This window comes from Bacillus sp. F19 (assembly GCA_023823795.1).
GTDB lineage: Bacteria > Bacillota > Bacilli > Bacillales > Bacillaceae > Bacillus_P.
The window spans coordinates 1,798,277-1,825,173 of sequence record CP085710.1 but is presented as its reverse complement, the minus strand read 5'-3'; the positions used below and the strand labels follow the sequence as shown (position 1 = coordinate 1,825,173).

The 26,897-nt window shown below is 40.3% G+C and carries 30 protein-coding genes and 2 pseudogenes; 11 read left to right on the top strand and 21 right to left on the bottom strand.

The window, feature by feature from the left end:
- Positions 1–28 precede the first annotated feature (28 nt).
- The 6 genes from LIT25_09245 to LIT25_09220 all read right to left on the bottom strand — a co-directional run bounded on the left by LIT25_09245 (position 29) and on the right by LIT25_09220 (position 2,874).
- On the bottom strand, positions 29–475 hold the full coding sequence (locus LIT25_09245; GenBank protein ID USK35452.1) for a CBS domain-containing protein: 447 nt from the start codon (positions 473–475) through the stop codon (positions 29–31).
- Between the two features lie 181 nt (positions 476–656).
- Positions 657–947 (bottom strand): hypothetical protein, encoded by a 291-nt coding sequence (locus LIT25_09240; GenBank protein ID USK35451.1) that lies wholly within the window; start codon positions 945–947, stop codon positions 657–659.
- Between the two features lie 61 nt (positions 948–1,008).
- A complete protein-coding gene (gene abbA / locus LIT25_09235; GenBank protein USK35450.1) occupies positions 1,009–1,200 on the bottom strand; it encodes an antirepressor AbbA in 192 nt (63 codons plus the stop codon).
- A gap of 74 nt (positions 1,201–1,274) precedes the next feature.
- Positions 1,275–1,793, bottom strand: coding sequence for a ribonuclease H-like YkuK family protein (locus LIT25_09230; protein ID USK35449.1), 519 nt, complete (start codon positions 1,791–1,793; stop codon positions 1,275–1,277).
- A 681-nt stretch (positions 1,794–2,474) separates the two neighbouring features.
- Positions 2,475–2,624 carry a hypothetical protein gene (locus tag LIT25_09225; protein ID USK35448.1) on the bottom strand — a complete coding sequence of 50 codons (150 nt, stop codon included), beginning with the start codon at positions 2,622–2,624 and terminating at the stop codon, positions 2,475–2,477.
- 13 nt (positions 2,625–2,637) lie between these two features.
- Positions 2,638–2,874 (bottom strand): YkuJ family protein, encoded by a 237-nt coding sequence (locus tag LIT25_09220; protein ID USK35447.1) that lies wholly within the window; start codon positions 2,872–2,874, stop codon positions 2,638–2,640.
- 203 nt (positions 2,875–3,077) lie between these two features.
- On the opposite strand from LIT25_09220, the gene LIT25_09215 reads away from it, so the two are divergent.
- Both LIT25_09215 and LIT25_09210 read left to right on the top strand, forming a co-directional pair.
- Positions 3,078–4,046 (top strand): MBL fold metallo-hydrolase, encoded by a 969-nt coding sequence (locus tag LIT25_09215; protein USK35446.1) that lies wholly within the window; start codon positions 3,078–3,080, stop codon positions 4,044–4,046.
- Between the two features lie 10 nt (positions 4,047–4,056).
- Positions 4,057–4,302 carry an NrdH-redoxin gene (locus LIT25_09210; GenBank protein ID USK35445.1) on the top strand — a complete coding sequence of 82 codons (246 nt, stop codon included), beginning with the start codon at positions 4,057–4,059 and terminating at the stop codon, positions 4,300–4,302.
- 37 nt (positions 4,303–4,339) lie between these two features.
- On the opposite strand, the pseudogene LIT25_09205 reads toward LIT25_09210, so the two are convergent.
- The 5 genes and pseudogenes from LIT25_09205 to fadH all read right to left on the bottom strand — a co-directional run bounded on the left by LIT25_09205 (position 4,340) and on the right by fadH (position 8,298).
- Positions 4,340–4,441: pseudogene (locus tag LIT25_09205) on the bottom strand (manganese catalase family protein).
- 527 nt (positions 4,442–4,968) lie between these two features.
- Positions 4,969–5,652, bottom strand: a complete 684-nt coding sequence (locus LIT25_09200; protein ID USK35444.1) for a DUF3993 domain-containing protein — start codon at positions 5,650–5,652, stop codon at positions 4,969–4,971.
- A gap of 201 nt (positions 5,653–5,853) precedes the next feature.
- Positions 5,854–6,093, bottom strand: a complete 240-nt coding sequence (locus LIT25_09195) for a hypothetical protein (protein ID USK35443.1) — start codon at positions 6,091–6,093, stop codon at positions 5,854–5,856.
- A gap of 102 nt (positions 6,094–6,195) precedes the next feature.
- Positions 6,196–7,413 carry an EAL domain-containing protein gene (locus LIT25_09190; GenBank protein USK35442.1) on the bottom strand — a complete coding sequence of 406 codons (1,218 nt, stop codon included), beginning with the start codon at positions 7,411–7,413 and terminating at the stop codon, positions 6,196–6,198.
- 120 nt (positions 7,414–7,533) lie between these two features.
- Positions 7,534–8,298, bottom strand: coding sequence for a 2,4-dienoyl-CoA reductase (fadH, locus tag LIT25_09185; protein USK35441.1), 765 nt, complete (start codon positions 8,296–8,298; stop codon positions 7,534–7,536).
- Positions 8,299–8,480: 182 nt separating this feature from the next.
- Here fadH and LIT25_09180 point away from each other — a divergent pair, with 182 nt between their 5' ends.
- Positions 8,481–9,341: a metallophosphoesterase gene (locus LIT25_09180; GenBank protein USK35440.1), complete on the top strand. Its 861-nt coding sequence runs from the start codon at positions 8,481–8,483 to the stop codon at positions 9,339–9,341.
- A 29-nt stretch (positions 9,342–9,370) separates the two neighbouring features.
- Here the strand turns inward: LIT25_09180 and LIT25_09175 are convergent, their stop codons facing one another.
- The 3 genes from LIT25_09175 to ppx all read right to left on the bottom strand — a co-directional run bounded on the left by LIT25_09175 (position 9,371) and on the right by ppx (position 13,457).
- Positions 9,371–9,517 carry an EAL domain-containing protein gene (locus tag LIT25_09175; GenBank protein USK35439.1) on the bottom strand — a complete coding sequence of 49 codons (147 nt, stop codon included), beginning with the start codon at positions 9,515–9,517 and terminating at the stop codon, positions 9,371–9,373.
- 74 nt (positions 9,518–9,591) lie between these two features.
- On the bottom strand, positions 9,592–11,703 hold the full coding sequence (locus LIT25_09170) for an RNA degradosome polyphosphate kinase (GenBank protein USK35438.1): 2,112 nt from the start codon (positions 11,701–11,703) through the stop codon (positions 9,592–9,594).
- Between the two features lie 221 nt (positions 11,704–11,924).
- Complete coding sequence (gene ppx / locus LIT25_09165) at positions 11,925–13,457, bottom strand: exopolyphosphatase (protein USK35437.1); 1,533 nt, start codon at positions 13,455–13,457, stop codon at positions 11,925–11,927.
- Positions 13,458–13,600: 143 nt separating this feature from the next.
- On the opposite strand from ppx, the gene LIT25_09160 reads away from it, so the two are divergent.
- The 5 genes from LIT25_09160 (at position 13,601) to LIT25_09140 (ending at position 17,602) form a co-directional block, all read left to right on the top strand.
- Positions 13,601–14,098, top strand: a complete 498-nt coding sequence (locus tag LIT25_09160) for a L,D-transpeptidase family protein (protein USK35436.1) — start codon at positions 13,601–13,603, stop codon at positions 14,096–14,098.
- 99 nt (positions 14,099–14,197) lie between these two features.
- Positions 14,198–15,493 carry an MFS transporter gene (locus LIT25_09155; GenBank protein ID USK35435.1) on the top strand — a complete coding sequence of 432 codons (1,296 nt, stop codon included), beginning with the start codon at positions 14,198–14,200 and terminating at the stop codon, positions 15,491–15,493.
- A gap of 122 nt (positions 15,494–15,615) precedes the next feature.
- A complete protein-coding gene (locus LIT25_09150) occupies positions 15,616–16,068 on the top strand; it encodes a hypothetical protein (protein USK35434.1) in 453 nt (150 codons plus the stop codon).
- On the top strand, positions 16,069–16,962 hold the full coding sequence (locus LIT25_09145; GenBank protein ID USK35433.1) for an HD domain-containing protein: 894 nt from the start codon (positions 16,069–16,071) through the stop codon (positions 16,960–16,962).
- A 169-nt stretch (positions 16,963–17,131) separates the two neighbouring features.
- Complete coding sequence (locus tag LIT25_09140; GenBank protein ID USK35432.1) at positions 17,132–17,602, top strand: hypothetical protein; 471 nt, start codon at positions 17,132–17,134, stop codon at positions 17,600–17,602.
- 69 nt (positions 17,603–17,671) lie between these two features.
- Here the strand turns inward: LIT25_09140 and LIT25_09135 are convergent, their stop codons facing one another.
- The 3 genes and pseudogenes from LIT25_09135 to LIT25_09125 all read right to left on the bottom strand — a co-directional run bounded on the left by LIT25_09135 (position 17,672) and on the right by LIT25_09125 (position 20,066).
- Positions 17,672–18,220: an HD domain-containing protein gene (locus LIT25_09135; protein ID USK35431.1), complete on the bottom strand. Its 549-nt coding sequence runs from the start codon at positions 18,218–18,220 to the stop codon at positions 17,672–17,674.
- A gap of 133 nt (positions 18,221–18,353) precedes the next feature.
- Positions 18,354–18,542 (bottom strand): annotated as a pseudogene (locus LIT25_09130) (chemotaxis protein CheW).
- 204 nt (positions 18,543–18,746) lie between these two features.
- The gene (locus tag LIT25_09125; protein ID USK35430.1) at positions 18,747–20,066 is read right to left on the bottom strand and encodes an MFS transporter; all 1,320 of its coding nucleotides are present in this window, start codon (positions 20,064–20,066) and stop codon (positions 18,747–18,749) included.
- 234 nt (positions 20,067–20,300) lie between these two features.
- Between LIT25_09125 and LIT25_09120 the strand changes: the two genes are divergently transcribed.
- Positions 20,301–21,587 carry an NCS2 family permease gene (locus tag LIT25_09120; GenBank protein ID USK35429.1) on the top strand — a complete coding sequence of 429 codons (1,287 nt, stop codon included), beginning with the start codon at positions 20,301–20,303 and terminating at the stop codon, positions 21,585–21,587.
- A gap of 389 nt (positions 21,588–21,976) precedes the next feature.
- Here LIT25_09120 and LIT25_09115 read toward each other — a convergent pair whose 3' ends face one another.
- Both LIT25_09115 and LIT25_09110 read right to left on the bottom strand, forming a co-directional pair.
- A complete protein-coding gene (locus LIT25_09115) occupies positions 21,977–22,462 on the bottom strand; it encodes a DinB family protein (protein USK35428.1) in 486 nt (161 codons plus the stop codon).
- 50 nt (positions 22,463–22,512) lie between these two features.
- Positions 22,513–23,760, bottom strand: coding sequence for an ATP-binding protein (locus LIT25_09110; protein USK35427.1), 1,248 nt, complete (start codon positions 23,758–23,760; stop codon positions 22,513–22,515).
- 608 nt (positions 23,761–24,368) lie between these two features.
- Here LIT25_09110 and LIT25_09105 point away from each other — a divergent pair.
- Both LIT25_09105 and LIT25_09100 read left to right on the top strand, forming a co-directional pair.
- Complete coding sequence (locus LIT25_09105) at positions 24,369–24,566, top strand: hypothetical protein (protein USK35426.1); 198 nt, start codon at positions 24,369–24,371, stop codon at positions 24,564–24,566.
- A 270-nt stretch (positions 24,567–24,836) separates the two neighbouring features.
- The gene (locus LIT25_09100) at positions 24,837–25,166 is read left to right on the top strand and encodes a transporter (GenBank protein ID USK36217.1); all 330 of its coding nucleotides are present in this window, start codon (positions 24,837–24,839) and stop codon (positions 25,164–25,166) included.
- Positions 25,167–26,066: 900 nt separating this feature from the next.
- Here LIT25_09100 and LIT25_09095 read toward each other — a convergent pair.
- Positions 26,067–26,627, bottom strand: coding sequence for a TIGR00725 family protein (locus LIT25_09095; protein USK35425.1), 561 nt, complete (start codon positions 26,625–26,627; stop codon positions 26,067–26,069).
- A 67-nt stretch (positions 26,628–26,694) separates the two neighbouring features.
- Positions 26,695–26,895: a hypothetical protein gene (locus LIT25_09090; protein USK35424.1), complete on the bottom strand. Its 201-nt coding sequence runs from the start codon at positions 26,893–26,895 to the stop codon at positions 26,695–26,697.
- Positions 26,896–26,897: the final 2 nt, after the last annotated feature.

The following is a 26,897-nucleotide window of genomic DNA, read 5'->3' as shown; positions in this document are numbered from 1 at the left end:
ATGCTCTCCTTCTCTAAAGCGTCATCTGTTATCTGTCTTTCATTTTCATTTGTTTTTTCAGTTCTTTTAAAATGGCGCGTCTTGTCAAAATCCCTTCAAACACACCTTCCGCGTTCACTACGCAGACAAAAGAATGGTCGATGACTAAATCTAATCCTTTTGACAGAGGATCATTCATTAATAGACGCGGAATTTCAGAATTCATCGCTTCTTCGACTTTCATCTCTTCAAGCTTTTCAAATTCGATTCTCTGGAGGCCAAGTATCGCATCCATCATCATATTTGTGCCGAGCAGCCCGTGAAGCCTGAAAAAAGGATCAAGCACAGGTACCGCTGTATATCCCGTTTTTGTCAGAACCAGCAGTGCGTGCTCAAGGTTATTCCCCACTTGCACATGTGCAACTTTATCAACTGGTATCATATACTCTTCTATTGTTGAATCATTTAATAATTTGGTTGTATGTAGACTAATCAATTTGTTCTTCCTCTCTAAAAAAGTTCAGACCGAACAATAATACCCCTTCATGTCTTTTTTGAAACATCTCTTTTTTATTTTACCACAAAGGATACAAGAAATGCGGAACCGACTGCTTACTCCGGCAGTCAGTAAGTGGTTTCAATTAATTCGGATACTTTCATGTTCAATCCTATGCCTTTCAGAAATTTATTTCAGGACTTTCGTGATGAATTCCAAGACTTTCAGATTTAATTCCAAGACTTTCGAATTGAATTCCAAGACTTTCGAATTGAATTCCAAGACTTTCGAATTGAATTCCAAGACTTTCGAATTGAATTCCAAGACTTCCGAATTGAATTCCAAGACTTTCAGATTTAATTCCAAGACTTTCGAATTGAATTCCAGGACTTTCGAATTGAATTCCAAGACTTTTAAAATTAACTCCGCATAATAGTGACCGACAAAAGATTCCACTCCAGCGAAAGCGCATACATTCTAAACTAGATCACAAAAAAAGATACTCTAACGCAGAGTATCAAACATATGTATCTCTATAGTTCAAATCTGATTCGGTCATACAAGCTTACAAGCTTCTGATACGTTGCGTTATCTGTTTGTTTGGTGCCGCTCTCGATTTCGTAAATTTCGCTGCTGATCAGTTCCAGTGCATATTGCTGTTTAAGCAAAAGCTCCACTAAAAATTTTTGATCGTCTGATGAGAGTATTTCAACTGCAGAATTCATTTTTTATTGCCTCCTTATTAGTTAGAGTAATCAATTTTTCCGTCTTGCGTCAACCGCAAATTCCGACACATTCTTTACTTTGTGAATCGATTGGCATAGCTGAATGCTGTATATGAGTCAGGCTTTATTTTTGCTTCTATTCCCATCGCCTGAATTCTTCCTGTCATCTCCTGGATCAGGTCTTTAGTTAGTCCTTTCCTCCCAATATCAAGATGAATTTCAAACAGCAGATCTGCCCCTTCATCTGAAAAAGGAATCAGAATTTCTGCAAGCTCTGCAAGATAGCTTGTTGTAAAAGCGTAAGCAAGTTCCTGACTTAATGTTGTTTCCATTGAAATTTTTTCATGCAGGCTATCAATCGGTCTTGGGATGACCGTATTTTTCAAACAGCCCCATGCCCCTTTTCCAACACGGTGAACATGCACTGCTGTTATAAACTTGGTATCGTGCTGATGCACTTGAGAATCCGTTCCGATGGACAATATATATTCAGAACGCGGATCATTTGAAATGAACGTTTTAATTCTTTCAATCATAGCTTCAAATGACATACTTCCTTCAGACACATTATAAAAGATAAAGTGATCAGTCATATGGCAGCTCCTTTTCAAGAAAAGAATACGGAAACAACATATTATATGCTTGGCTGTTTGGAGTGTTGAGTAAAATTGGCGTAAATTTTATAGTATATTTTTTCCTCACTCTTCCATTTTTAAACTGGAATCCGTATTAAAGCCTTTCCCTCTTCTCATGGAGCTTTTTTCATCGCCCTCTTTTCTGAAATTCCATTTAGCTATAAGACGCCCGTTTCATCGTGAAAGTTTCCGATTTTTTAAATTTTTTTTAAAAAAATTATGATGACGAGTTTTTATCGTTGGATGGCAATATGAAAAGTAAAAGATTTATTAAAAAAATTTCTTAGTGAGCATTTTCTTAAGCTGGGCTTGGAAAATCTGCTAATTATGTTGATATTCTATGATGCACGATTTTAGGCAGGAAGACGATTTTTTTTGCCATCATTCGCCGTTTGGATGCACTTTTTTCTACAAAGAGGCATTTTTTCTCCTGATGCACTTTTTTTCTGCAAAGAAGCCCTTTTTTTGCTCCACTTACCGTTTTGATTCCTGATTTGACACTCTTTATAAAGATCCCCATCAAAATGGGCAATATCATTCCTTATATTTATGTATGAACATTCTATCCAACAATTAACCACAGAGCGATTATTTTATAATTTCCTATAAAACAAAAAAACAGCCAATAAATTTGGCTGCTTAACCTTTTTTCGTTTGAATATTACGCATATGATAATTGCAGTTGGAACACGAATAAATGACATTTTGATTGGACTGGGCAGTCAGCACTTCATCAAGTGGCTGCTGCTCATGACAATTTGGACAAATGACGCTTGGTTTCGTATTCATCAGTTCCCTCCTATTATTGGAGCAAATCAAAAATTTCAATTGCGATCATATCGATATTGTCAAATTGATAAGATTGAGGCTTTTCATCTTTTTGAAATACTTCTAATTCGAACGTATCGGTTTTATCAAAGTATTTAACACTGCAACGTTTTTCACCCTCTACTTCAAAGAAGCGCTGGTTGGGTTCATTTGAAGTCGCGTTTTCTTGCAGACTTTGAAGTCTAGTAATGATACCTAAAAGCTGTGACATTAGTATCACCTCCAACAGAGTGAGTCAACTTGAGGTCCGCCTTCGCATCTAGTTTGTGCGTCCTTCTTTATTCTATCCATCCATTTTAGACTGAAAATAATTCAGAATATTCGCATCGTTCTTTACATTAGGAGACTGCAAATTTAAAATGGTAGTGATGGGAGAAACAAATTTTTTATCGATCACAAGGGGGTTTAAGATAAATGTCGCTTGTAACCAAAATTGATGAACGTTTAGCAATCATTGATAGTCATGATTTAGGGATGACGGGTCGGACAAGTTCCTATGTATTACTTGAAGAGGATATCACACTTTTTGAGCCTTCATCAAGTCCTTCTGTCCCACATATTAAAAATGGGTTAATGGAACTTGGAATAAAACTTGAAGATATATCCAATATCATCGTGACTCACATTCATCTCGATCACGCTGGGGGCGCGGGTTTGCTGCTTGAAAGCTGTCCCAAAGCAAAAGTGATTGTGCATCCGAAAGGCGCAAAACATTTAATTAATCCGTCGCGTTTAATAGCAGGGGCAAAAGCGGTGTACGGAGATAAATTTGAAGAATTGTTTTCACCGATTGTACCGATTACAGAGGATCGCATTGTAATAAAAGAGGACGGAGAATCACTCCGGATTGGCCGCGATTCTGTCCTTGCCTTTTATGATACACCGGGACACGCCAATCATCACTTCAGTATTCTTGACCATAAAAGCAACAGCATGTTCACAGGTGATACGATCGGAATTTTTTATCAGGAGCTTTTGCCCGATGGCCTTGAATTTTATTTGCCTTCAACCTCACCGAACCAATTCGATCCTGAAGCTATGGAAAAATCAGCTGCCTTTTATGAAAGCATGAAACTAAATGCTCTTAATTTCAGTCACTACGGCGTCAGTAAAAATCCCAAGCACGCCATAAACGCGATGAGAGAATGGCTTCCTATTTTCCTCGAATGTGCACAAAAAGGAATGGATCTCACCAAACCTTTTTCTTTAGAAAATGCTGTAGAGCATGTTAAAATAGAGCTTCAAAATCAAGTGTTTTCTTACCTTGATCAACAGGGAATTCCCAGGTCTCACCGCGTGTATAATATATTAGGTTTAGATTTATCGGTCTGTGCCATGGGTCTTGTTGATGCATGTTATAAAAAAATGAAATCAGGTACATAAAGGAGTCTCTATGTCACAGAGTAAACGTGTTGAAGTTTATACACAGCCTGACTGCCCGCCATGTCAGATTGTAAAGCAATACTTGGATCATCTTGAGATTGACTATACCGTATTTGACGTTTCGAAAGATTCCAAAGCAAGAGACAAAATGGTTCAGGAGTTGAAGTCATATTCAACCCCCACCGTTACAGTAGATGGAGAGATTGTCGCAGGGTTTGACCTGCAGAAGCTTGAAAAATTGCTTGGCCTTTCATAAAACGTTTAAAAGCCGGACACAGATATGGCCGGCTTTTTTATATACCTGCTGAACGAAGCAGTCTTTTTGCAATTTCGTCAAAATCTTCTTTTGAAATTCCAGGGTCGAATTCTTCGGGAACTTTATTTAATTCAGGAATTTTCAGAAAGTAAGTCAGAGGTTAATAATATGTGCGGCTGATTTTTACTTGCTGGAATGCTTCTTTTACTAGCGAGAACCGGGGAAATACTAGCCAATTTGGGTGCAATACTTTCTTTTTTTCCAGATACCTCCTAATTAGTGAAGCAGCTGGAAGCTCAAACCATATTTTTGGCTCAAGTTCTCTATTTCTGCACTAATATGGGCTCTTTTCTAATTGCACTTGGCTATTTAGGCTTTTTCTTTTGAATGGGAAGGAATCTAACTTAGGTTGCCTTCCAGATTCAGAGGTGATTCTGACTTACTTTCCAAAATGGGACTTTTACTTGCTGGAATGCCTCTTTTACTAGCAAGAACCGGGGAAATACTAGCCAGTTTGGGCACAATACTTTCTTTTTTCCAGATACCTCCTAAAATCAGCACAAAAAAACAGCTCTCGTTTGAAACAGCTGAGGAAATGCTTCATTTCAAATTAAATCTGTTAGTATTTAAACGTAAAAAAACACAGAAACAAGATGTCCCTGTGTATTACTCCCCGTAATAGGCAAAATCAGCTTGCGGCTGGTAATAATTAGTTAAAAAGGTTTTGGCTTCAAAATAGGATGTCCGCAAAAAGGAAAGTTCCTTATTATCTTGAAAAGGTTCAGCTTCTTTTAAGTCCGTAAGCGTGTTCGAGATAAGCATGCTTACGTTAATCGCTGAATCATCTTCCTTTTTTTCTTCAATTGCTTCAGCTTTCGGCTCTTCTTCAGAGTAATGAATGGAGGAAATTTTATAGGTTCCGTCTTCCTCAATAAATTCAACTGTTTCAAAATGGTCATCATAGCTGACAGGTCCTTCTTCTTCAGCCGGGAAAAATTGATAAAGCTTTAGCTTCCTGTTTTCACTTCCAAACTTCATGTTTTCTTCGTAATTAAAAAATGGAATGCCGAATGGTGTGAAATCACTGCCGTACACGATATATTTTTCTTCACCTTTGTGAACATTTTCTTTCATATACCCATCAATAAATTTATCCGTAAAGTATGGATCTAATGCTTTTTCGATTTCTTCAAGTGAGCGCTCATTTTCCGTAAGAGTGAGCTGGGTCTGAGCAGCTTCCCTTGTCAGGTCAGCTGCCTCTTCTTGATCAAACGATGACTGTGCAGAGCCTGCATGTCCAAAACCAAAAAACAAAATAAGTGCGGCGATTGTGCTTGAAATGAATTTCATTTTTTATCCTCCCACCTTTTTTTCACATCGTATGTCTTATTCTCTAAATTTTATCAGACTAATTGTCGTTTCAACTCAACTTTCATCCACAAAATACCATCATATTTTGACAATTTCTCTTATATTATTCTTTACCCTTATAAAAAAAGGATAATCCTTAAATTTTAAATCAATAAAAAAACAGCAGCAAATGCCGCTGTTTTACCAGGATCTTGTATAAGCCAGATAAAAAATAAAAAGTAATAAAAACCCTAAAAAAAAGATCCAAGTCAGAAAAACTGGATTTCGAAGATAAGGATGCTTTTGAATCTTTTCATTTATTGGAGTATCTATTTCACTTTTCCTTGCTTCTACCAGTCTTCCCACGCTCAACGTATAGAGAAGTCCTCCCGCGACAATCATAAAAGCGAGAATAGCGAGAGCCATCGTGAATTTATCCATTGTGTCACTCCTTCTTTTTAAGAACTTATACTAAGCGGTCTTTCCGATACACTACTGGGGATTCCGCTTTTCTTATTAGAATGACACAACGCAAAGAAATTATTACAAAAGGGCTTCATTTTCGTAGAGGTATGAATACGGCAAATCCAAGAATAGATAGTGCTTCTGATCGATTGGATAGGAGAAGGTCCGAATGATCTCGCCTGTTTCGATGTCGCTGTATAAATCACTGAAAAATCCTTTTTTTCTGATTTGCATTTTCAAGATATTTTCAAGAAAATAAGGTCTCCAGCTCCAGTTTTTCATGTAATAGTGAGGCTGAAATTGCCATGCTCCGTCAATCTTCAAAATATTTCCTGATTGCTGAAATCCGTCGCCGTCACAAATATAGATCCTGAAGCAGCAATCTGAAAGTTCATTTGAGAGCTTCGTGATCAGCTCATCAAACTGAATGCCCGGCTTATTCTCTTTTGAAATTAACAGGTGCACTTTTTGATGAAACGCTTCTGAGATTTCATAAAATTGCTGAAGCTTCTTTTTTTCATATTGGATAAAACCGTGAAATTCCCGGGTCATTTTTTCTTTTATCATATATGGTTCAATTAATTCATCTTTAGGAGTCTGAAGGTAATCCCCTTGAAAGTAGCGGCCTCCATTTTTCCAGGCATATTGAAATTGAAAATTGACCTCAATTTCTTCGTACAGGATAGTAGCCCCTATTTTCCTCGCCAGAAGAGAAAGGGAGTATAAAACGTCTTGATACGTCTGCAGGGGTGAAGTTAATCTGAGGGGCTGAAGATCAATTTTCAGGATATTCGGCATCAGCATGCCGATCCGGTCAAGATTGCTGCTTGCTTTTCCAACGTTGTCAACAGCTATTTTAATGCCGTATGTACGGTAATAAGTGAATACATGCGTCAGCTGCTGAATGTCGCCTGTAAACGTGTGCTCAGTTATTTCAATGACAATTCTCTCAAGATTTCCGCCTTTTTCTTTCCATTCAAATAATTGATTCAGCAGGCTTTCTCCGTGGTCAAGCATTAATAAATTTGCATCACGGTTAATAAAAATAAGCGTGTCATCATTAGTTAAAAGAAAAGCATCAAGTGCCATATGTAAGATATAGTTATCTGCTTCTAATCGGTATTCATCGGGAATGGATTCATCCTTAAAAAAAGGTCCGAGACTTTTAATTTCCTTTCCCATTTGGATTCTCCCAAGTACTTCGTACCCGATCACCTTTTGTTCGTCTGCGCTGAAAATGGCTTGATAGAACGGTTTTACGTGCTCTAAGTTTGTCATAATATCTAAAGGATCCATATGCCATTCCCCACTTTCTCTCTCTGTTTTTGTATGATTATACCACATTCGCATGGGTTCGGACGCTAAAGTAAAAATGGATTCTCCTGCTGAAAAGGAGAATCCATTTTCTTTAAGATATTAAAAAGGATGCTGATTCAGCCATTGGCCCCCATCCATTGTAATGCACTCGCCATTAATATACCCGGCAGCATCTGATAAGAGGAATGATGCGAGTGATGCGATTTCCTCAGGAGTTCCTAAGCGGCCAAGCGGCACACTTTGAAGCGTTCTCTTTGCAGCTTCTTCTGACTGCCAGAGCTTATCTGCTCCGCCTGTCCTTTCAATAGGCCCAGGAGCTATCGCGTTTACACGGATTCCATATTTTTTTCCCCATTCTACAGCAAGCGTTCTTGTCATAGAAAGCACTCCTGCCTTTGCAGCAGCAGAATGAATGACTCCCGCCCCTGCTCCCCATGCATATGTAGCAACCATGTTAAGAATGGCTCCCTTTTGCTGTTTCTCAATCCAATACTTGCCCGCTGCACTGCTGCAGTAGAACGTCCCATTCAGCACGATGTTGATGACTGAGTTCCATCCATTGACGGAAAGCTGTTCTGCCGGGCAAATGAAATTGCCTGCTGCGTTATTGACAAGACCGTCAATATGTCCGAATGCTTCATCTGTTTTCCGGATCAGTTCCTCTGACATTTCTGGTATACGAACGTCCATTTGAAAAGGAATAATCTTTCCTTCTAAACCTATCATCTCTTCTTTGGCAGCCTCTAATTTTTCAATTGTTCTGCCGGTAATCACAACGTTTGCACCCTGTCTGGCAAAACTTTCTGCCATCGCTTTTCCCATCCCGCTTGATCCGCCTGTTACAATAATTACCTTATCCTTCATCAACTGCACCCCCAAAAATGAATGACCATTCATATTTTATCATATAATCCTTCTATTTTCTAACTATTTCAACTATTATTTAGTAATAGTAAAAGAGTACGCTAAATTCCGATTAAAATTTCTGTACATTCATCTGTATATTCAATGGTTTAATAAAGAAATATCACGGAGGAGGAGCCGCTGTGACAAAAGATATTACAAGAAGAGCCTTCCTGAGAGGATTGTTTGCATCATTAGCCGCCACTTTGCTTGCAGCCTTTGGAGGCTATGGCTACGCCAGATACATTGAACCCAAACTTATCCAAACAACGGAAGTAGAAATTAGCAGCACAAAGCTGCCATCCTCTTTTTCAGGGGTGAAAATCGTCCAATTCAGCGACATCCATCTCAGTGAAGAATATTCTATCAATCAGCTCGTTAAGATTGTGAATAAAATAAACCAGCTGTCTCCAGATGTCATTTTTTTCACAGGTGATCTTATAGATAAACCCAATCAGTACGGATATTTGCATCAAATTTCGCCTGTTCTTAGGAGATTGAAAGCTCCGCTTGGGAAGTATGCCATTTATGGGAACCATGATCATGGCGGATATGGGACTGCTGTATATGAAACCATCATGAAAAATTCAAATTTTAAACTGCTGAAAAATAGAGGGGAACGGATCTCATTGCTTGATGGATCTTCCGTTTTTGTTGCGGGAATAGATGATATGATGCTTGGGAGACCTGACTTTAATCAAACGTTTACGGATGCAAGCAGCAGGCTCTTTACAATTCTGCTGGCACATGAGCCTGATGCAGCACTTGAGGCAAAACAGTTTTCTGTTGACCTGCAGTTATCAGGACATAGTCACGGAGGCCAAGTACAGCTTCCGTTCTATGGCCCCCTGATCACGCCTCCCTTCGCATCCGTATATACTGAAGGACTGTATGAAGTGGACTCTATGAAGCTTTATGTGAATCGGGGCCTCGGTACCACAAGACTTCCTTATCGCTTTTTTTCAGTGCCTGAAATTACTGTTTTTACGTTAATAAAAAGCTAAAGGCGCATGGTTTTAAACCAGCGCCTTTTTTATTTAAGATATCTTTGCTCAATTTCATCAGGAGGCAATGGTTTGGAAAAGAAATATCCCTGGCCTATTTGACAATTTAATGCTTTTAAATAAGCGTATTGCTCTTGTGTTTCGATTCCTTCAGCAACCACTTCAAGTTTGGGCATATACTTCGTCCTGCTTTTATCTCATTTTCCCTAATAGTACCACACGAAGTTCTTTAAAACCTCACTCTTTTTCATTATTCTTCGTCTTCCGATACCCGGTATGAAAGCTGGGCAAGGATTGCCTGGCTGTCTATTTCAGGTTCATCTGCTATTCTTGAGACATAACGGTAGTTCCCTGAAGAATCTTGTTCGCGCGCCTTTACATTGTCTGTCAGCATGATGGATAAGAGGTTTGAAATTCTTGATTTAATGCTGCCGTCAAAGATAGGGAATAAAATTTCAACCCGCTTTTCCATATTTCTGGTCATCATGTCTGCAGAGGAGAGGTACAATTTTCCCTCACCATTATGATGAAAATAATAGATTCTGCTGTGCTCGAGAAATCTTCCTACAATACTCCGCACCTTAATATTTTCGCTTACACCTTTAATGCCTGGTCTTAAACAGCAAGTGCCTCTTACAATCAGGTCAATGCTGACACCTGCATTTGATGCTTCATACAGCTTCATGATAATCATTTTGTCTGTAAGAGAATTCATTTTTGCAATGATTCTTCCATTTCCATGGTGCTTATGATAATCGATTTCATGATCGACAAGGTCTAAAAAGTCGCTTCGAATGTCAAATGGAGCAATTGAAATATGGTGAAATTCCGGTTTTTCTGTATAACCGCTCAAATAATTAAAAAAGTTGGTAGCGTCAATTCCGTATTCATGATTAGAAGTGATTAAACTCATATCCGTGTAGATTTTTGCGGTCTGGTCATTGTAATTGCCTGTTCCTAAATGGACAAATCTCTCAATGCGGTTATTTTTCCGCCTCACAACCAGTGTAATCTTGCTGTGTGTTTTTAAGTATGTCATCCCGTAAATAACATGGCAGCCAGCTTTTTCAAGTTCTTTTGCCCATTGAACATTGTTCTCTTCATCAAAGCGGGCTTTCAGTTCAACGAGCACGGTCACCTGCTTTCCTTTTTCCGCTGCCCGTTTCAGCCCCTCAATAACTGGCGAACCGCCGCTTACTCTATAGAGAGTTTGTTTGATGGCCAGCACATCAGGATCATCTGCCGCATCCAGAACAAAATCAATAACAGGCTCAAATGATTCATAAGGATGGTGCAAAAATAAATCCTGTGACGCTGCAACTTCAAAGATATCATCATCTGAGGATAAATCCTTGGGAGGCTGAGGTATGAATGTTTCATATGTAAGATGATCAAAGCCCGCGCTGAGCTCTTTATAAAACCCAAATAAAAAAGTGAAGTCGAGCGGCCCGTCAATCTCATAAACATCGCCTTTATGAATCTCTAATTCTTCAAGAAGATATGACATCATTTGAGAATCATAGAAATCCTTTCTCACTTCCAGACGAACGGCTGCTCCCCATTTTCTTTTCTTCAGTTCCTTTTCAATTTCCTTAAGGAGATCCCTGGCGCCTTCTTCATGTATAGTCATATCTGCATTGCGTGTAATTCTGAACGGGGTGACTGAAAGAACGTCAAATCCGTGAAAAAGTTTAAAAATATAATGGGCAATAATATCTTCCAGCAGAACGTATTCATGTCCTCTTCCTGAAGGAGAGATGGAAACGAAGCGCTCTAAAACAGCAGGCACTTGAACTATAGCGGTTTTCATTCTGTATTCAATTGATTCGTTTTGATCTTCCAGTTTTATGACAAGATTGAGGCTCTTGTTCAGAAGCATAGGAAATGGCCGGTATGCGTCAACAGCCATTGGAGTTAGAACAGGAAAGATATGTTCGTCAAAATACTTCTCTATGATCTTTTTTTGTTGAGGAGATAAACTGCTGACCGTAGCAAACGTGATGCCTTCATTTTTTAAAGCAGGCAAGATCAACTCATTGAATGTGCGGGTTTGAAGCTCAACAAGCGAGTGATTTTGTTCGGCAATTTGTGTCAGCTGCTGCTTAGGGGTGAGTCCCGCTTTGTTTTCGGGTTTGCTGAAGCCTGCTTTCACCTGGTCCTTAAGTCCTGCGACCCGCACCATGAAAAACTCATCGAGGTTGGAGCTGAAAATCGCAAGAAATTTCAGCCGTTCAAGCAGGGGATTTCGTTCATCAATGGCTTCTTCTAATACTCTTTTATTAAAAGCAAGCCAGCTCAATTCGCGGTTGTTGTAATAAATAGGGTTACCAAGCAATGTCTGATCGATGTTTAATGTGCTCATGTGAAAAGTCACCCTTTTAAATTAGTCATTTGGATTCACCTGTTATGATAGCACTTGTAAAAGATGGAGATGTAAATTCATTGTAAATATTTTATGTGGTTTTTGTAAATATATTTCAAGAAAAGTGAAGGCATTAAGGGTAGATTAGCCAGTTTGAGCATCCGCCATAAAAGTCATGAATTGACCTTTTCGGCGGATCCACTCTGACGGAGAGGAGGCTCTCAGCTTTCATTCTGAAAATGAAACACAATATTTTTCTTCAAGATCTTTTCTAAATTCTTCTTTTGCTTTTCCGCCTGATATTCCTCAGGACTATAATTCCCGTCACAGATGACTGTGCATTTTACATGATCATCATCTTCAGCAAGTTTCAGCGTTTTTACGATATCTCTTCTCGTTGCGTTTAAGCTGTAGGCAAGTTTGATGATCGCGCCTAGCAGCATCATATTCCGCTGTTCCACTTTAGAGAACCAGTGCTTATAAGGCTCTCCATATTGTTTAAATGCTGACTTGCTTTTAAATGAAGCAATCAGCGCCAGCTGCAGCCTTTCCTTGTGGAGAAGGCCATCTATTGTCCTGTTGGCAATCAAGTAAAAAGTATGCTGGCTGCTGGATTCTGAATCAATATACTGGCCGAGATTATAGACAAACGATGCTCTTCTGATTAAAAGAATATCATCATCCGAGTACGAGAGCAATCCTGTTTCAGCAAGGTCTGAATACAGTTTCAGAGCAATTTTGGTTACATACTGGACATGGTGAAGATCAATATCATAATCACTGAGCAGTTCATGAAAGCTTTCCTCAATGACACTAGGAAAAATGGCCGATCCAGTCCCTCCAGTCAAGTCCTCATAAAAAACGCCGTCTCTAAGCCCTTTTCTGCTTAAAATGAAATTGTCGGCACGGACGACCTCATACAAGACTGTAAAAACTTGAGCAGCAGGGATGATTGTGTCAGCGCGGTCTTTTGATAACCCCTCCGCTCTTTGAAGTTCATGAAGAGACAAAGTAGATAAAAAGTGCTGGACATCTGTCAGATTCCTATGAGTCATTTCATAAAGGTGAACCCCTGCCAGAGGATATTCCTGCATAGCCTGGTGTATTTGCACAATGTTTCTGGCACTTCCCCCGATTGCAACAATCGGCAATTCCTTGTTTGCGAGCCATGGCAGCGAATGAAATTCCCTTGCAAGGAACTGCTTTAACTCAGCCAATTCTCTTTCAGTCGGAATCTCCTGCTTCACAAAATATTTTTTTAGGGAAAGAGCACCGAACGGAAAACTGTGATAATGAATGAGTTCTCTATTTTCAAAGTATGTAATCTCCGTGCTTCCCCCGCCGATATCAACCGTAATCCCGCTGATAATCTGAGTGGAATTGACAACCGCCAAAAACCCGTAATAGGCTTCCTCATATTCAGACAGAATGCGGATTGAAAAATCTGTTTCTTCTTGAACCTTCTTCAAAATGGCCTCTTTATTTTCTGATTGTCTGATTGTCGCGGTAGCAACGCATTTTACATTTTTAAGATCATGATGCCTTGTGACTTCCTGAAAACTGTGAAGAGATGAAACTAAAACGCTGATCCCTTCGTCATTTAAGAAGGAGTCATCATTTAAATAATTACGGAGCCGTGCCGCAATTTTAACATTCTCAACTTCTTTTAAACGCTGACTTTTATCGCGCTGATAAATGACAAGCCTCATTGTATTAGAACCAATATCGATAATGGCATATTTTTCTTTAATCAATTCTGTTCAACTCCTCTGAATATACAAAAAATTATACCACAGCATTTCGTTCTCGCATCTATCGCGGCCGGGAAACAAACAAACTGTCCAGACATAAGCTGTAACATAAACAGTCAAAATTATGTAAAAGCGGTGATTTATGTATGGTTCATCTAGTAAAACCCGGTGAAACACTTAACACAATTGCGCTTAATTACCGGATCAGTCCTGCAGTTCTTATAAGGGCGAACCAGATTGCTGATCCAAGCGTACTGCTTGCTGGCCAGACTATTATCATCCCGGGGCTGCCTGAGCCTGCTTCAATACCCTACTCGATTTCAGTATCAGTTGGAAAGAGAACGCTGACTCTTTATCGCAGCGGACAAGTAATGAAAGTTTATCCGATTGCTGTCGGAAAAATATTGAGCGGTACACCTATCGGTGATTTTGTCATAGTAAACCGCGTACCGAATCCAGGCGGGCCCTTCGGCGTGCTCTGGATGAGTTTGTCTAAAATTCATTATGGGATTCACGGCACAAATGATCCAAGCTCCATCGGCAAAGCAGTCTCAAGGGGATGTATCCGGATGCAAAACAGAGATGTTCTTGAACTCGGCTCGATTGTTCCAAACGGTACAAGGGTTATCATACGTCCCAATTAAGCACCAGTAATTTTTTTACAAAAACATCATATTAATATATACTTTTTTCTATTATAATAACTACTGTGACCGATATCCTGCAAAATAAGGGGCTGTGTTATGAAAATCTTTGAAAACAGAAATTTTGTGAAGCTCTTTTTTGCTGCCTTGTCCTCACAAATGGGCACGACGATCGGAAATATGGCTTTTGCCTTTTATTTGCTTGACCGGTTCAGCCATCAGCCTTCTTTCGCAACCATGGCGGAGCTTATGTATTCCCTGCCGACTTTATTTGTTTTCTTCTTAGTCGGGGTGGTTGCAGACAGATTTGACCGAAAAAAAGTAGCTGAAAATTGTGATTGGATCAGAGCCATTCTTACAGTCCTTCTTTTTGGCTCATTATTCTTGAATTCTATTCCGCTCGTGTTTTTCTTATTATTTCTGCGGAGTGCCGTTACCAAGTTTTTCTATCCTGCAGAAGCAAGTCTTGTTCAAAGCATTTTAAACAAAGAACAATATGCACAGGCAGCAGGCCTGAATCAAATGCTGTTCAGTATTTTCATGGTATTTGGTGTAGGACTCGGAGCCCTTGCCTATAAAACAATAGGACTTCAGGGTGCTGTTGCAGTTGATTTTTTCAGTTTTGTGATTTCTGCTATTCTTATTCGCAGATGTAAAATACCAATGGAAGCAAGGCTGCCAAATGGCAAATTAAAATGGAAAGATTTCAGCATTGGATCCTCGTATAGAGACTTCAAGGATGGAATTCTTTATATTGCGAGAAATAAGCTATTAGCTTCTCTGATTTTTGGATTTTTTGTTTTTGGATTTGTTAACGGAGCATTTGCCATTTTGCCAATCTTTACGATGAAGTATGAATTGTCACCTGATAACTATGAAAAATATGCTTCATACTTTGCGATTTCACTTGGGATTGGTCTTCTTGCCGGAAGCGGCATTGGGACATTGATCTCTTCTAAATTTAAACCGCATCAGATGATGATTTACCCGATTTTCCTGAGCGGCATCTTGATTTATATATTAGGTTTGACAGATCATTTGGGTATTTTTTTAGCTACTGTTTTTATTATTGGGACATGCATTGGTCCTATAAATATAGCAATTGGCGGCTGGATGCCGAAAATTGTGCATCCTAAGCTGATGGGAAGGGTCAGCGGCTGGATAGATCCTCTCATGATGTTCGCACAATCGATTACGCTTGGGATGATTGCCGTGCTTTTCCCGAAGATCATCAGCAATATTGAGTATCTCTATTACGGCATGGCAACCGTTATTCTGCTGGTCTTCCTTTTTTACGCGCTCACCCTGCCAAAGCTGAGCAGGGAGCTCGAATATTCTCAAGCTAAAAGAACTCGTCTTGCTTCAACAAGAAAAGGACAAGTTCATATCTCTTAAAAGTCAGCAATGCATAGAGCATTTGCTGTCTTTTTTATTTTCCCTCTTTTACCCCTTTCAATTGCGGACTGTTAAATTTTCGGATTAATGGCCGATATATAAGGTGAGTCTAACTTTAAAGGTTGTGTCCCTGTCTGAATACATATAAAGAATTCTTAAAAAAACTGCTGATCAATTATTTCATTGGATCTTTTATTGCTGTCTTTGGAATCGGCTCTTTGTTCATGTTTTCCACTTTAGTCATTTCTTCTTTTGAAATAGGAATTCTGCTGTTTACACTAAGTATATCCATTGTTTGCATGGTGCTTTGTGAATGGATTGTATTAAGAAAGCATATAAATCCCATCAGGCGGGTATTTAAAAATGGGGATCTCTCAATTGAAGCCATTGAGAATGCTTTCTGGCAAGCACATCGTTTTCCATCGCTTTCCGTGTGCCGGATTTTCGGACCTCATCTCTTCGGTCTATCCATCCCTGCTGTCCTGCTCGCAGCATTGTTTATCCAGACGGAGTTGCTTAGCTTGCCGCTTTACTATACTCTCCTCGCAGCAGTTGGTGCGGTCCTGATTGCCTGAATGCACGGCATTATTGAGTTTTTCTTATCTTCAAAAGCGGTCAGACCATTGTTGATCACTCTTAGAAACAAAGCGCTGATGCTTCACAGGGCAGATTTAACATCAGAAGCAAAAATACATATATCCATTCAGCAGAAGGTGCTTTACAGCGCGATTTATATTGGTGTCTTTCCTCTCCTCTTATTTACGCTTGCGACACAAATTCGTTTTCAGGAAAATGCGGTATCTCTTTTATCCGAATATTGGAGCTGGGCGATTTTCATCTTAATCGTATCTGTCTTGTTCGCCGTGTTCGGTGCTTTTTTATTGTTCAAAAATATATCTGAACCGATCGAGAAGCTCCAGTTCGGCATGCCAGAGGTTGAACAAGGACACCTTTCCTATAGAAATGAAGTGTATTCTGATGAATTTTCTAAATTAATAACAGGCTTATGCGAAGAAAGCCTGGACACCCTCCGGAAATCCGCCCTTCTTCACGATATAGGAAAAATCGGCATCAGGGACAGCATCTTGCTGAAAGAAGGACGATTAACTCATGAGGAATTCGAAGAAATTAAGAAGCACCCCGTCATAGGTGCAGGCATCTTATCAAATGTTCAGCCTGGGGAAATGATGGAGCCGCTTATCCCCGGTGTTAAGTATCATCATGAACGGTATGACGGCATGGGTTATCCTAAAGGGCTCAGGGGCGATGACATTCCTTTATACGGAAGAATTATGGCCGTTGCAGATGCTTATGATGCCATGACATCTGACCGGCCGTACAGACGCGGAATGCCGGCTGAAAAAGCGCTGTCCATTATCGAAGAAGGAAAAGGATCACAGTGGGATCCGGTGTTTGCAGAGCTTTTTCTGAATGTAATGGACTGCCAAAGAGAATCAAAATCTGTTTAAGCGGCGTGAGGGAGGGAGGCAGCCGCTTTTACCAGATTCTCTTGCCCCGTAATATATTGAGCACTCCTTCGTATTCAGGAAATGTCCGCTTTTTTTGAATAGGTTGCATTTTACACATGAAAACGTATAATTTAGATTAAGCATACATAACCTGCAAAGGAGAGAAAGAATGGACGATCATAATCGAAACCAGCCATTAAAGCCGACAACTGAAAATATTGCAAAAGCGATTTATATTGTTAACCGCCATGCAAAAACAGCTCCGGATCCTAAGTTTTTATATACCCTTAAAAAGCGTGCACTTCATAAACTGCTTACTGAGGGAAGGGCAAAAAAGGAAGGTCTTCACTTTTCCAATAATCCCAAAAACAGCAAACAGCAATCAGATGTACTTGTCTCTGCAGGAGAATATTATTTCCATATGCCTCCCACAAAAGATGACTTCGAAAACCTCCCACATCTTGGTTCACTGAATCAAACGTACCGGAACCCAAAAATACATTTACCTTTAGCAAAAGCTAAAGCGCTGCTGCAGCAATATGTCGGCATAAAGGAAACATCACCAACTGGATCAGCTCCTAAAAAACCTTCTCCTACATATAAAAAACCTGTTTTTAAACGTTTGGGCGAAAGCTACTGACCCTATAACGAAAAGAGCCTGATCCATTTACGGATCAGGCTCCTTATCTCGTTAGTGCATTCATATCATTTATTCGCTGAAAAACTCATTAACAAGGCGTTTGTAAACAAAGAAAAAACTCGGGATCTCTTTTGGTTCGAGGTTCTTAAAAAGATTTTCAGAAATAGAACGGTGATACCATGCCTGCTTGTCTTTTCCGCGGTTAAACATTCTCCAGATATCATCGCCATGCTTTCTGTGTTCCTTCAGAAGGCTCAGTAGATTGTCCAGCTTATCTGCAGCTAAAATCGCTTTTTCCTCGATGCCCGCATGACTGGCTGACAGAATGGTATGCTGCTTCCGTTCTTCCCAAGTCAGTGATTTATCCTCGGTATTAAAAGCAACAAGAGAGGCTACATCCCCGCCAAATATATCTCTGATTTGCACTATTGATGTTTCCGTATCTTCCACGGTATCGTGCAAAAAGCCAGCTGCAACAACCTCTTCCCTAAATCCTGCTTTAAAGAGAATAAGCGCTGTGTTTTCCACGTGGGTGTAGTATGGTCCCCCGTCTAGCCTGCGGACCTGCCCTTCATGTGCTCCCTCTGCGAAACGTTTTGCTTTATCCGTTAAATTCATTGTGATTCACCTGCGCAATTTTTAAAGAATATATTGATCAATCAAAGTAACCAGTTCAGTAATCTCAGATTTACTGACTTGAGCATCGGCTCCAACTTTTTGGCCCTTATGCTTGCCGCATCTACTACCGGCAGACTTCTCCCCTAAGCTCAGTTATCCCTTCCACGTTTGGATGAGCATGGGGCACTTTTGTCATGCTTTGAAGCTGAATAATTTCTTTTACTTTTATTACATTAATGCCAAATTTCAGCCCTGCAACTGTAAATTCGACGATCTCTAGTTCATTTGTTCCGCTTTCTAATAAGATGTCCGTTTGCTGCATTGTATTCTCCCTCTCTCCGTAAAAATATCCGTTATAGGTTTATTATCGGACTGTCTTCTTTTTTATAAAGAAAAACAGGGAAAAGCTTGAGACGCACTCAAGCTTTTTGGCAGAATCAACACCCAAGCGGGTTCCTTACATTGGATCCTTTTATGAGTGTCTCTCCCATCCATATATAGACAGCAGTGATTATTATGGAATCAGCTACTTATTCTCATGTGGAACAAATGAATGAACCACAAGCCCGATTAAAGCAAGGATCATAAGAGATCCAATGGCAATTCGGCTTGCAAGATCACCGTAATCAGCAAGCACCAGCGTAATCGTCCCGTACAGAAGCGGTCCTGCAATAGATGACACTTTGCCGGAAAAAGCAAACAGCCCAAAAAATTGGCCTCTCTTCTCCTTTGGAGTCAGTTCAACTATAAAGGTCCTCGATGTGACCCACATTGCACCAAGGGCTGCCCCAAATAAACATCCAGCTATCCAGAACATGAGCGGATTGAAAGCAAACGCTGCAAATGCCAGAGCGATCAGGAGAACAAGGGCGACTGCCGTAATGCTTCTTTTCGTGCCAACGTACTTCGTAATATATCCAAAGATAAATGAACCTGCAATGCTTGCGACTGTCGAGACAAGATAGAGAAGAATAAACTCGCCTGATGAAAAACCGACAATTGCTTTTGAATAAATTGCCATCATCGTGATGGCTGTAGCGATTGCATCGTTTAAAAAGAAATACGCAATCATGAACAAAAAAGCCGCACGGTGTGTCTGGATATCTTTAAATGTTTGATAAATTTCTTTATAGCCGCTTATGAACGAGGACTTTTTCTGATCCTGCGAAACCGGCTCTTCTTTTACTAATAGAAATAATGGAAGGGAAAAAATGAGAAACATCATAGCTGTCGGTATGAACGCATGATGATAGCCTGAGTCTCCTATAAATGGATACACAGTAAGTCCAACGAGTGTCCCAACATACCCCACAGCAACTCCAAAACCTGAAATTAAAGGAATTTCTTTCTGTGTACCTAAATCCGAGATCATTGAATCGTAGAAAATCAAACTTGAATGGTAAAAAAATTTCGCAATGATAAACAGCAAAATAACAAACACTAATACCAAGGGGAGTCCAAATATGGTCTGGGGAAAACTTGTCATTGCGAAGATCCCCATTAAAATAGTGCAGGCAACAGCAATAAGAGTAAATGGAAAAATGTATCGTTTTTTTCTGCCAGATCTGTCAATCATCACACCGAACAGCGGTGAAAAAAGAACAAGGAAAAAGCTTGCAGCCGCATTTGCATACGAAATAAATGTGCTTGCAATTTGATCCAAGCGTTCATTTTCACCTATCACTTCCTGCAGATAAAAAGGAAAAAAGATGGTCGTTATGTTTGAAGAAAAGATTGTGTTTGCAAAATCATACAGCGCCCATGACAAGATGGGCAGGGAAAAATAAAGATGCCACACTCTCTGGTGTTTTTTTAACGCATCAGGCTGCTGTTCTAATTGCGCCATACAAGTTCCCCCATACCATGGTTTAGTTAGTACTCATAGTAAATTCTTTACCTGAACAGAAACTCCCTGCTTATTTACAAATATTTAATATGAAGGCAGTTGCCGGCTTTCAAAAAAGAACAAATAAAGATAATGCACAAAGTCCCCCGGCTTGATATAATGCTATATGTGAATCGGCTTCTGCCGATTGTACGGGTTGGGTCGAGGGTTACTTTACAAGGAAGGTTTTAAAAATTGCATAAGTACTTTCAGCTTAAGCAACATGACACGACTGTCAAAAAAGAGCTGCTTGCAGGAATTGTTTCCTTCTTTACAATCGTGTACATTGTTGTCGTAAATGGAGCGATTCTCGCTGATGCCGGTATACCGATTGAAGCAGGAATCATTGCAACCATCTTAACTTCATTTGCAGGATGCATTTTGATGGGTTTTATTGGAAATACCCCCATCATTCTTGTTCCCGGAATGGGTGTTAATGCACTGTTTACGTACACAATCTGCGGATCGATGGGACTTTCATGGCAGGAAGGACTTGCAGTTGTCTTTGTATCCGGCATTCTTTTCGCCATCGTTGCGTTTACAAAGCTATCAGGCATTATCAGCGCTTCTATCCCAAATTCGCTGAAGGAAGCCATAACTGTTGGAATCGGTATTTTCCTTACATTTATTGGTCTCCAAAAAGGCGGAATTGTAACAGGCAGCGACACGACATTTGTGAAATTGGGCGATTTTACTGATCCCCATGTGATTGTCACACTGATCACTTTGCTTATTACGATTACTTTATTTGCACGAAACATTCCAGGCAATTTCTTAATCAGCATTCTGCTTGGTACAGCCATCGCTGCCGGATTTGGGTTAATTAATAACAGCACACAGGGTGCAGCATCTCAATTTTCAATCGGCGCATATTTTGAAGTATTTGGCGCGATGTCTTTTGAAAAAATAACGGATCTGGCCTTTTGGACAGCGACTTTCTCACTGACGATGGTCATCGTTTTTGAAAACATCGGACTTGTTCACGGACATGTTAACATGATTAACAGACCTGACAGATACAAAGGCTCGCTTCGGGCAAATGCGATATCTGCCATTACCGCAGGGCTATTCGGCACAAGTCCTACTGTCAGTACAGTGGAAACTGCGGCTGGAATTTCAGCAGGCGGCAGAACAGGCTTAACAGCGATAACAACCGGTTTGCTGTTTTTAAGTTCATTGTTCTTTTTGCCTTATATCAAAATGATTCCAGACAGTGCCATTGCGCCTATTCTAATTCTAATCGGCGGATTGATGATTCAGAATATCCAAAACATCGATTTAAAAGATTTTACGGAAAGCTTTCCAGCATTCCTGATTATCGCTCTCATTCCACTCACTTACAGCATTGTAGATGGAATGGCTTTTGGATTTATTGCTTACCCGATTTTAAAAATGGTCATGAAGCGTTCAAGAGAAGTAGCGCTGCCTTTATACGTTATCGCGTTACTGTTCCTTGCAAATTTCATTACACATACAATTTAGAAAAGCGGAGCCGACTGGTAAGACTCGGGCAGACAGAACAAATTCGCCCGAAAAGTCCGGGTTTGACTTTTTGGGCGAATTTGTTCTGGCCGAGGGGCTAGGAGGCGGAGCTGGACAATGAAAAGCGGAACCGCCTGGTTAGCGCAGGCAGACAGTTAAGAATTCCCCCGATAAGTCCGGGTTTGACTTTCCTGAGGGAATTTGTTTTGGCCGAGGGGCTAGGAGCGGAGCTGGAAAATAGAAAAGCGGAATCGTCCGCTGAATACAAGAAAACCGCTCATCGATTGAGCGGTTTTCTTCTGCTTATTTTTTCACTTTTATAAAGATCAAAACAGCACTGAACAAAAAAATCGCACCGGCAGCAGCAAGTGCCTGGATCAGAAAATCGGTCATGCAATCCCGCTGCTTTCGTTTTTTGCGAGGAAGGCATCAATTTGAGCTTTATGGTGGAGATCATGTCCTATAAAATCATCCATATAGCTTGCAATTGTAAATGGATGATTCCCAATTTTAAAGTGAAACTGATGTACTTCCTCTTCAAATGTAAGAAAGCCCTCAACTGCAGCAGAGCGAACCTGAATAAATTCATCAATCAGCTCATCCTTAGTCACACCGCTTTTTGCATATTCCGCTGCCCGATCATTTATACTTTGAAAATCAGGAAAAGGATCCAGTACGTCATTTCCCATAAGCTTTCCAAGTCTCTGATCTAACGTAAACCTGTCCCAGGCAATGATATGAGAGATGATTTCTGCAGAAGACCATTTCCCATCATCAATAGGATGAAGCCATTCTTCATGACTCAGCTGTTTTAACGACAGCACCCAGGAATCAAAGTTTTTATAATGATTTTTCATTTCTTCAATTGTTCTCATAAATATCCCCCCCTGATGCTCACTTCTCCGCGAACGTACGTTTCTCCTTCTTATTGGAACAAATGAAGGCTGATTGTCACAGTTGTTCCTTTTCCAAACTCGCTTTCATATTCTACCGTGCCCTTCATTTCACGGATGAGCCGATTCGTAATCATGGAACCCAGGCCTGTGCCTTTTGATTTTGTCGTATAAAATGGAAGGCCTAAATGCTGCAGCTCTTCTTCTGTCATGCCTTTTCCTGTATCTTTAACGACAATGATCACTGTACCGTTCATATAATTTGTTTTTTTCGTAATTTGAATCTCGCCGCCATGTTCCATGGCTTCAATTCCATTTTTAATCACATTCATTAAAGATTGCTTCAAAAGTGCAATATCGCCGTATACAGAGCTTTTTTCTTCGCTTTGATAAGAAAAAGTTACATTTGAATAAGATCCAAGCGGTTTTAAAAGCTGAATAATGTCTTCTAAAACACGATCGATTTCTATTTTTGTCAATGCATGATGATGCGGTTTTGCAAGCTGTAAATAGTCCGTGATGATTTTATTGGTCCGGTCTAATTCATCCAGAATTAAGGGAGAAAATTTCTTTAAATTATCATCCTTTGTATCCTGCTGGATATATTGAATGAATCCTCTGACCGTTGTGATTGGATTTCTGATTTCATGAGCAATGGCAGCTGCCATCTGGCCAATTGTCGTCAGTTTATCCACATAAACCATTTCATCGAATTGCTTATTGGTTTTAATCAAACTTTCAATGATAAAAATCATAGACAAGCAGGAAAGATAAAACGCCAAAAAGTAGACTAAATAAAATTGAAATTCCAGAAAGTTAATATACGTATAGATGATTGAAATATAGAAAAGAAAATAGACACCAACTACAATCGTCCCGCTTATGTATTTCAATTCTGACTGGAAAAAATACTTTCTGAACAAGAGCCCCATTAAAAAGGCTGTCAGAGTGACAATGATGCCGATCAGGTAGAAATCTCCCCCGATCAAATATCTTGCAAGACATGTTACAATAAGGACAATTCCACCTGAAATCCAGCCTGAATAAAGGGTTGTAATCAGGACAAAGACCATTCTTAAATCAAAATAAGTCTCTCCAAGCGTTTCTATGGGATAGGCCATACAGAGCAAGGCCCCAAAAGCACTGATCAATCCGTATATGACCCTTTGTTTTACAGATGCCTTCAGCTTTGTATTAAAAGGGAAAAAAAGGTTTGCGTTAAAGGTCAGTGAAAATAATATCGTAATGTTAACAAGCAGAGGTTTGATAATAGATAACACTTAGTTTCCCCCATAAAGGAAATATTTTTCAAACACTTTATTTTACAGGATATAATAAAAAATTGAAAGGATTATAATAAACATTCATAATCTTTTCTTTCCCTGTCTTTTAAAACATGGATCACAAAGTAAAATCATTGCTAAAATGGTCAAACTAGTCTAATGCATCAGCTTAGGTACACCGGCAGTTTCACAAGCAGATTCTCGAGGAATTATCCAGCGCGTCTAATTTATATCATCCCCTTTTTACGGGATTTCCTTTTGCCCTGCATGGAAATCAGCAGGAAATATCAAATATTTTTATTTCTCTTCTTCAGGTACTTGAAGAAACTGCAAAAGAAGCAGACTACAAATCTCTATCCTTCAGTACCGGTATTACTGCCAAACCATTTTTTATAAAAAAATCTATTCACTTGTTACAGAGCAATACGCATCAATCGATTCAACTATAAGATGAAAAAAACAACTGTAAATTTCCTGTAAACGATTTCGATTTGGGCGATTTTATGACATCTTCTTATATTTGTTAGAACACGGCCGTAAACATGGTAAAATACAACCTGTGTTTTCAAGCTCGTTCTATCAATTTAAAAGAAGGTGTTTTTTCGGTGGGAACCGTTTTATTGTTTCATCATAATCAAGAAATAACAATCTTAGAGGATGTACCTGAAGAAAAATATGCAGAACTAAAAAAGCAATCAGGCTGCGGTACATGCAGCTATAAAATAAATGACCTGGAAATCAAATGCTCCGAAATTCAATTTACCGTCTGGCAGGCACAGATGGATTGGGATTTCGGGTATTAGGAAAAGCGGAATCGCCCGGTTAGCTCCTGCTGGCAGATCCGTTCTGGCCGAGGTGTTGGGCGATGGAGCTGGACAATAGGAAAATAAAAACCCTTCAATGAATCAAACATTGAAGGGTTTTTTTAGAGATTAATTGTAAGGTCCCCAATTATTTCTTGTGAAATTACACAATCACTCCCTCATACATTCATGCATATTGTGTTTGTGTAGGCTAATGAGGAGAGGAATGTGAATATGTATTATCCATATGATCGTCAAGTTTTCAGCGGAATGGCAGGCGGAGGATTTGGACCAAGAGGCGGAATGCCGCCAGGACCCCCGCCTGGATTTGGAGGAGGACAGGGACAGGGACCAACAGGACCGCCGCCAAGTTATATTCCCCAGCAATCACCTTCCCTGTATGCTGTTGATCCAGGAGCCATCAGGGGCTGTTTGTTCAGGTATACGTACGTTTGGCTGAACAACGGCAGAAGTTTTTGGTTTTACCCAACCTTTGTAGGCAGAACATCTGTTGCAGGATACAGATGGAGACCACGCCAATTCAGATGGGTCTACTTCGGCATAGATACTCAGCGAATTGCTTCATTCTCTTGCCGTTAACAAAGAAAAGCGGAAACGCCCGTTTAGCTCCGAAAGACAGATAAGGATCCGACAGAAAAGGCGCTTTTTGCCTTTGCTGGCGGATCCGTTCTGGCCGAGGAGTTGGGCGGTGGAGCTGGACAATTAGAAAAGCGGAAACGCCCGTTTAGCGCAGGCAGACAGATAAGGATCCGACAAAAAAGCGCTTTTTGCCTTTACTGGCGGATCCGTTCTGGCCGAGGAGTTGGGCGGTGGAGCTAGACATCATGAAAAACAGATCACTCGTTTAGACCCGACAGACAGATAAGAATTCACCCGAAAAGCCCGGGTTTGACTTTCCTGAGGGATTTCGTTCTGGCCGAGGGGCTAGGAGGTGGAGCTGGACAATGTGAAAAGCGGAAACGCCCGTTTAGCTCCGAAAGACAGATAAGGATCCGACAGAAAAGGCGCTTTTTGCCTTTACTGGCGGAGCCGTTCTGGCCGAGGAGTTGGGCGGTGGAGCTAGACATCATGAAAAACAGACCACTCGTTTAGACCCGACAGACAGATAAGAATTCACCTGAAAAGTCCGGGTTTGACTTTCCTGAGGGATTTCGTTCTGGCCGAGGGGCTAGGAGGTGGAGCTGGACAATGTGAAAAGCGGAAACGCCCGTTTAGCTCCGAAAGACAGATAAGGATCCGACAGAAAAGGCGCTTTTTGCCTTTACTGGCGGAGCCGTTCTGGCCGAGGAGCTGGGCGGTGGAGCTAGACATCATGAAAAACAGACCACTCGTTTAGACCCGACAGACAGATAAGAATTCATCCGAAAAGTCCGGGTTTGACTTTCCTGAGGGAATTTGTTCTGGCCGGGGGTCTAGGAGGTGGAGCTGGGCAATGAGAAAAGCGGAATACAAAAAATCAGACCACACGGGTCTGATTTTTTAATCTCCGATGATTCCGGTATTCTTCCCTTCATCTAGAGGATGTTCAATTCGCAAGAATGCTCTGTCTACAGCCATTTTTGCGGTGTTTGCATAGTGAATTTCTACGGTTCTTCTCTCATCAAGATAGGCGCCTTCAAAGGCCACTTCTTTTACTTTGGCCGCCCATCCGCCGGATGTTTCGATGACGACAACAGGCTTTTTGTTCATATATGCGGCTGACAGTTCTCCAAGCGTTCCGTTTCCGCCCCGAATCATTATGATGGCGTCTGACGAATGAATTAATATTAAGCTTCGGTAATCAAAGGACAAGCCGGTTGTGATCGGAACATCCAGATAGTCATTGGCAACGTGTGTTTCATCTCCTGCAAGAATGCCGATAACAAGTCCGCCTGCATCTTTTGCCCCTTTCGATGCTGCTTCCATCACGCCGCTGCCGCCGCCAGTCAGCAGCACTGCATTTCTCAATGCAATTTCTGCTCCAACCTCTTCACTTATTAATTGAATGTCTTCGGGAATTTCTCCAGATTGGCCGATTACAGCAATTCTCTTCACGCTCATCCCGCCTTTTGATTCATTTCCTTTATTATACTATGTTGACCTGATCTTTTCTAAAAAAAAAACTGCCTTAGAGGCAGCTTGGTTCATTCATTCTTTCCTTCATTTTCGTCAGAAACGAATTTCTTCTTGATGCTTGATTCAGAATCGAATTGATTTCATTTTTATAAAAGGTAAGATGTTCATAGGATACGGCATAGAACATCTCCTGGTTCAATTTTTTCACAATCTGTTTTTCCTCATCTGTCAGCAGGGTTTCATCAATTTGCATGG

Bases quoted from the DNA above. Each gene is read 5' to 3' on its own strand.
- LIT25_09240 (USK35451.1), bottom strand. From the start codon at position 947: ATGCGCTTTCGCTGGAGTGGAATCTTTTGTCGGTCACTATTATGCGGA.
- abbA (USK35450.1), bottom strand. From the start codon at position 1,200: ATGAATTCTGCAGTTGAAATACTCTCATCAGACGATCAAAAATTTTTA.
- LIT25_09230 (USK35449.1), bottom strand. From the start codon at position 1,793: ATGACTGATCACTTTATCTTTTATAATGTGTCTGAAGGAAGTATGTCA.
- LIT25_09225 (USK35448.1), bottom strand. From the start codon at position 2,624: ATGAATACGAAACCAAGCGTCATTTGTCCAAATTGTCATGAGCAGCAG.
- LIT25_09220 (USK35447.1), bottom strand. From the start codon at position 2,874: ATGTCACAGCTTTTAGGTATCATTACTAGACTTCAAAGTCTGCAAGAA.
- LIT25_09215 (USK35446.1), top strand. From the start codon at position 3,078: ATGTCGCTTGTAACCAAAATTGATGAACGTTTAGCAATCATTGATAGT.
- LIT25_09210 (USK35445.1), top strand. From the start codon at position 4,057: ATGTCACAGAGTAAACGTGTTGAAGTTTATACACAGCCTGACTGCCCG.
- LIT25_09200 (USK35444.1), bottom strand. From the start codon at position 5,652: ATGAAATTCATTTCAAGCACAATCGCCGCACTTATTTTGTTTTTTGGT.
- LIT25_09195 (USK35443.1), bottom strand. From the start codon at position 6,093: ATGGATAAATTCACGATGGCTCTCGCTATTCTCGCTTTTATGATTGTC.
- LIT25_09190 (USK35442.1), bottom strand. From the start codon at position 7,413: ATGGATCCTTTAGATATTATGACAAACTTAGAGCACGTAAAACCGTTC.
- fadH (USK35441.1), bottom strand. From the start codon at position 8,298: ATGAAGGATAAGGTAATTATTGTAACAGGCGGATCAAGCGGGATGGGA.
- LIT25_09175 (USK35439.1), bottom strand. From the start codon at position 9,517: ATGCCCAAACTTGAAGTGGTTGCTGAAGGAATCGAAACACAAGAGCAA.
- LIT25_09170 (USK35438.1), bottom strand. From the start codon at position 11,703: ATGAGCACATTAAACATCGATCAGACATTGCTTGGTAACCCTATTTAT.
- LIT25_09160 (USK35436.1), top strand. From the start codon at position 13,601: ATGGTTCATCTAGTAAAACCCGGTGAAACACTTAACACAATTGCGCTT.
- LIT25_09155 (USK35435.1), top strand. From the start codon at position 14,198: ATGAAAATCTTTGAAAACAGAAATTTTGTGAAGCTCTTTTTTGCTGCC.
- LIT25_09145 (USK35433.1), top strand. From the start codon at position 16,069: ATGCACGGCATTATTGAGTTTTTCTTATCTTCAAAAGCGGTCAGACCA.
- LIT25_09140 (USK35432.1), top strand. From the start codon at position 17,132: ATGGACGATCATAATCGAAACCAGCCATTAAAGCCGACAACTGAAAAT.
- LIT25_09135 (USK35431.1), bottom strand. From the start codon at position 18,220: ATGAATTTAACGGATAAAGCAAAACGTTTCGCAGAGGGAGCACATGAA.
- LIT25_09125 (USK35430.1), bottom strand. From the start codon at position 20,066: ATGGCGCAATTAGAACAGCAGCCTGATGCGTTAAAAAAACACCAGAGA.
- LIT25_09115 (USK35428.1), bottom strand. From the start codon at position 22,462: ATGAGAACAATTGAAGAAATGAAAAATCATTATAAAAACTTTGATTCC.
- LIT25_09100 (USK36217.1), top strand. From the start codon at position 24,837: ATGGCAGGCGGAGGATTTGGACCAAGAGGCGGAATGCCGCCAGGACCC.
- LIT25_09095 (USK35425.1), bottom strand. From the start codon at position 26,627: ATGAGCGTGAAGAGAATTGCTGTAATCGGCCAATCTGGAGAAATTCCC.
- LIT25_09090 (USK35424.1), bottom strand. From the start codon at position 26,895: ATGCAAATTGATGAAACCCTGCTGACAGATGAGGAAAAACAGATTGTG.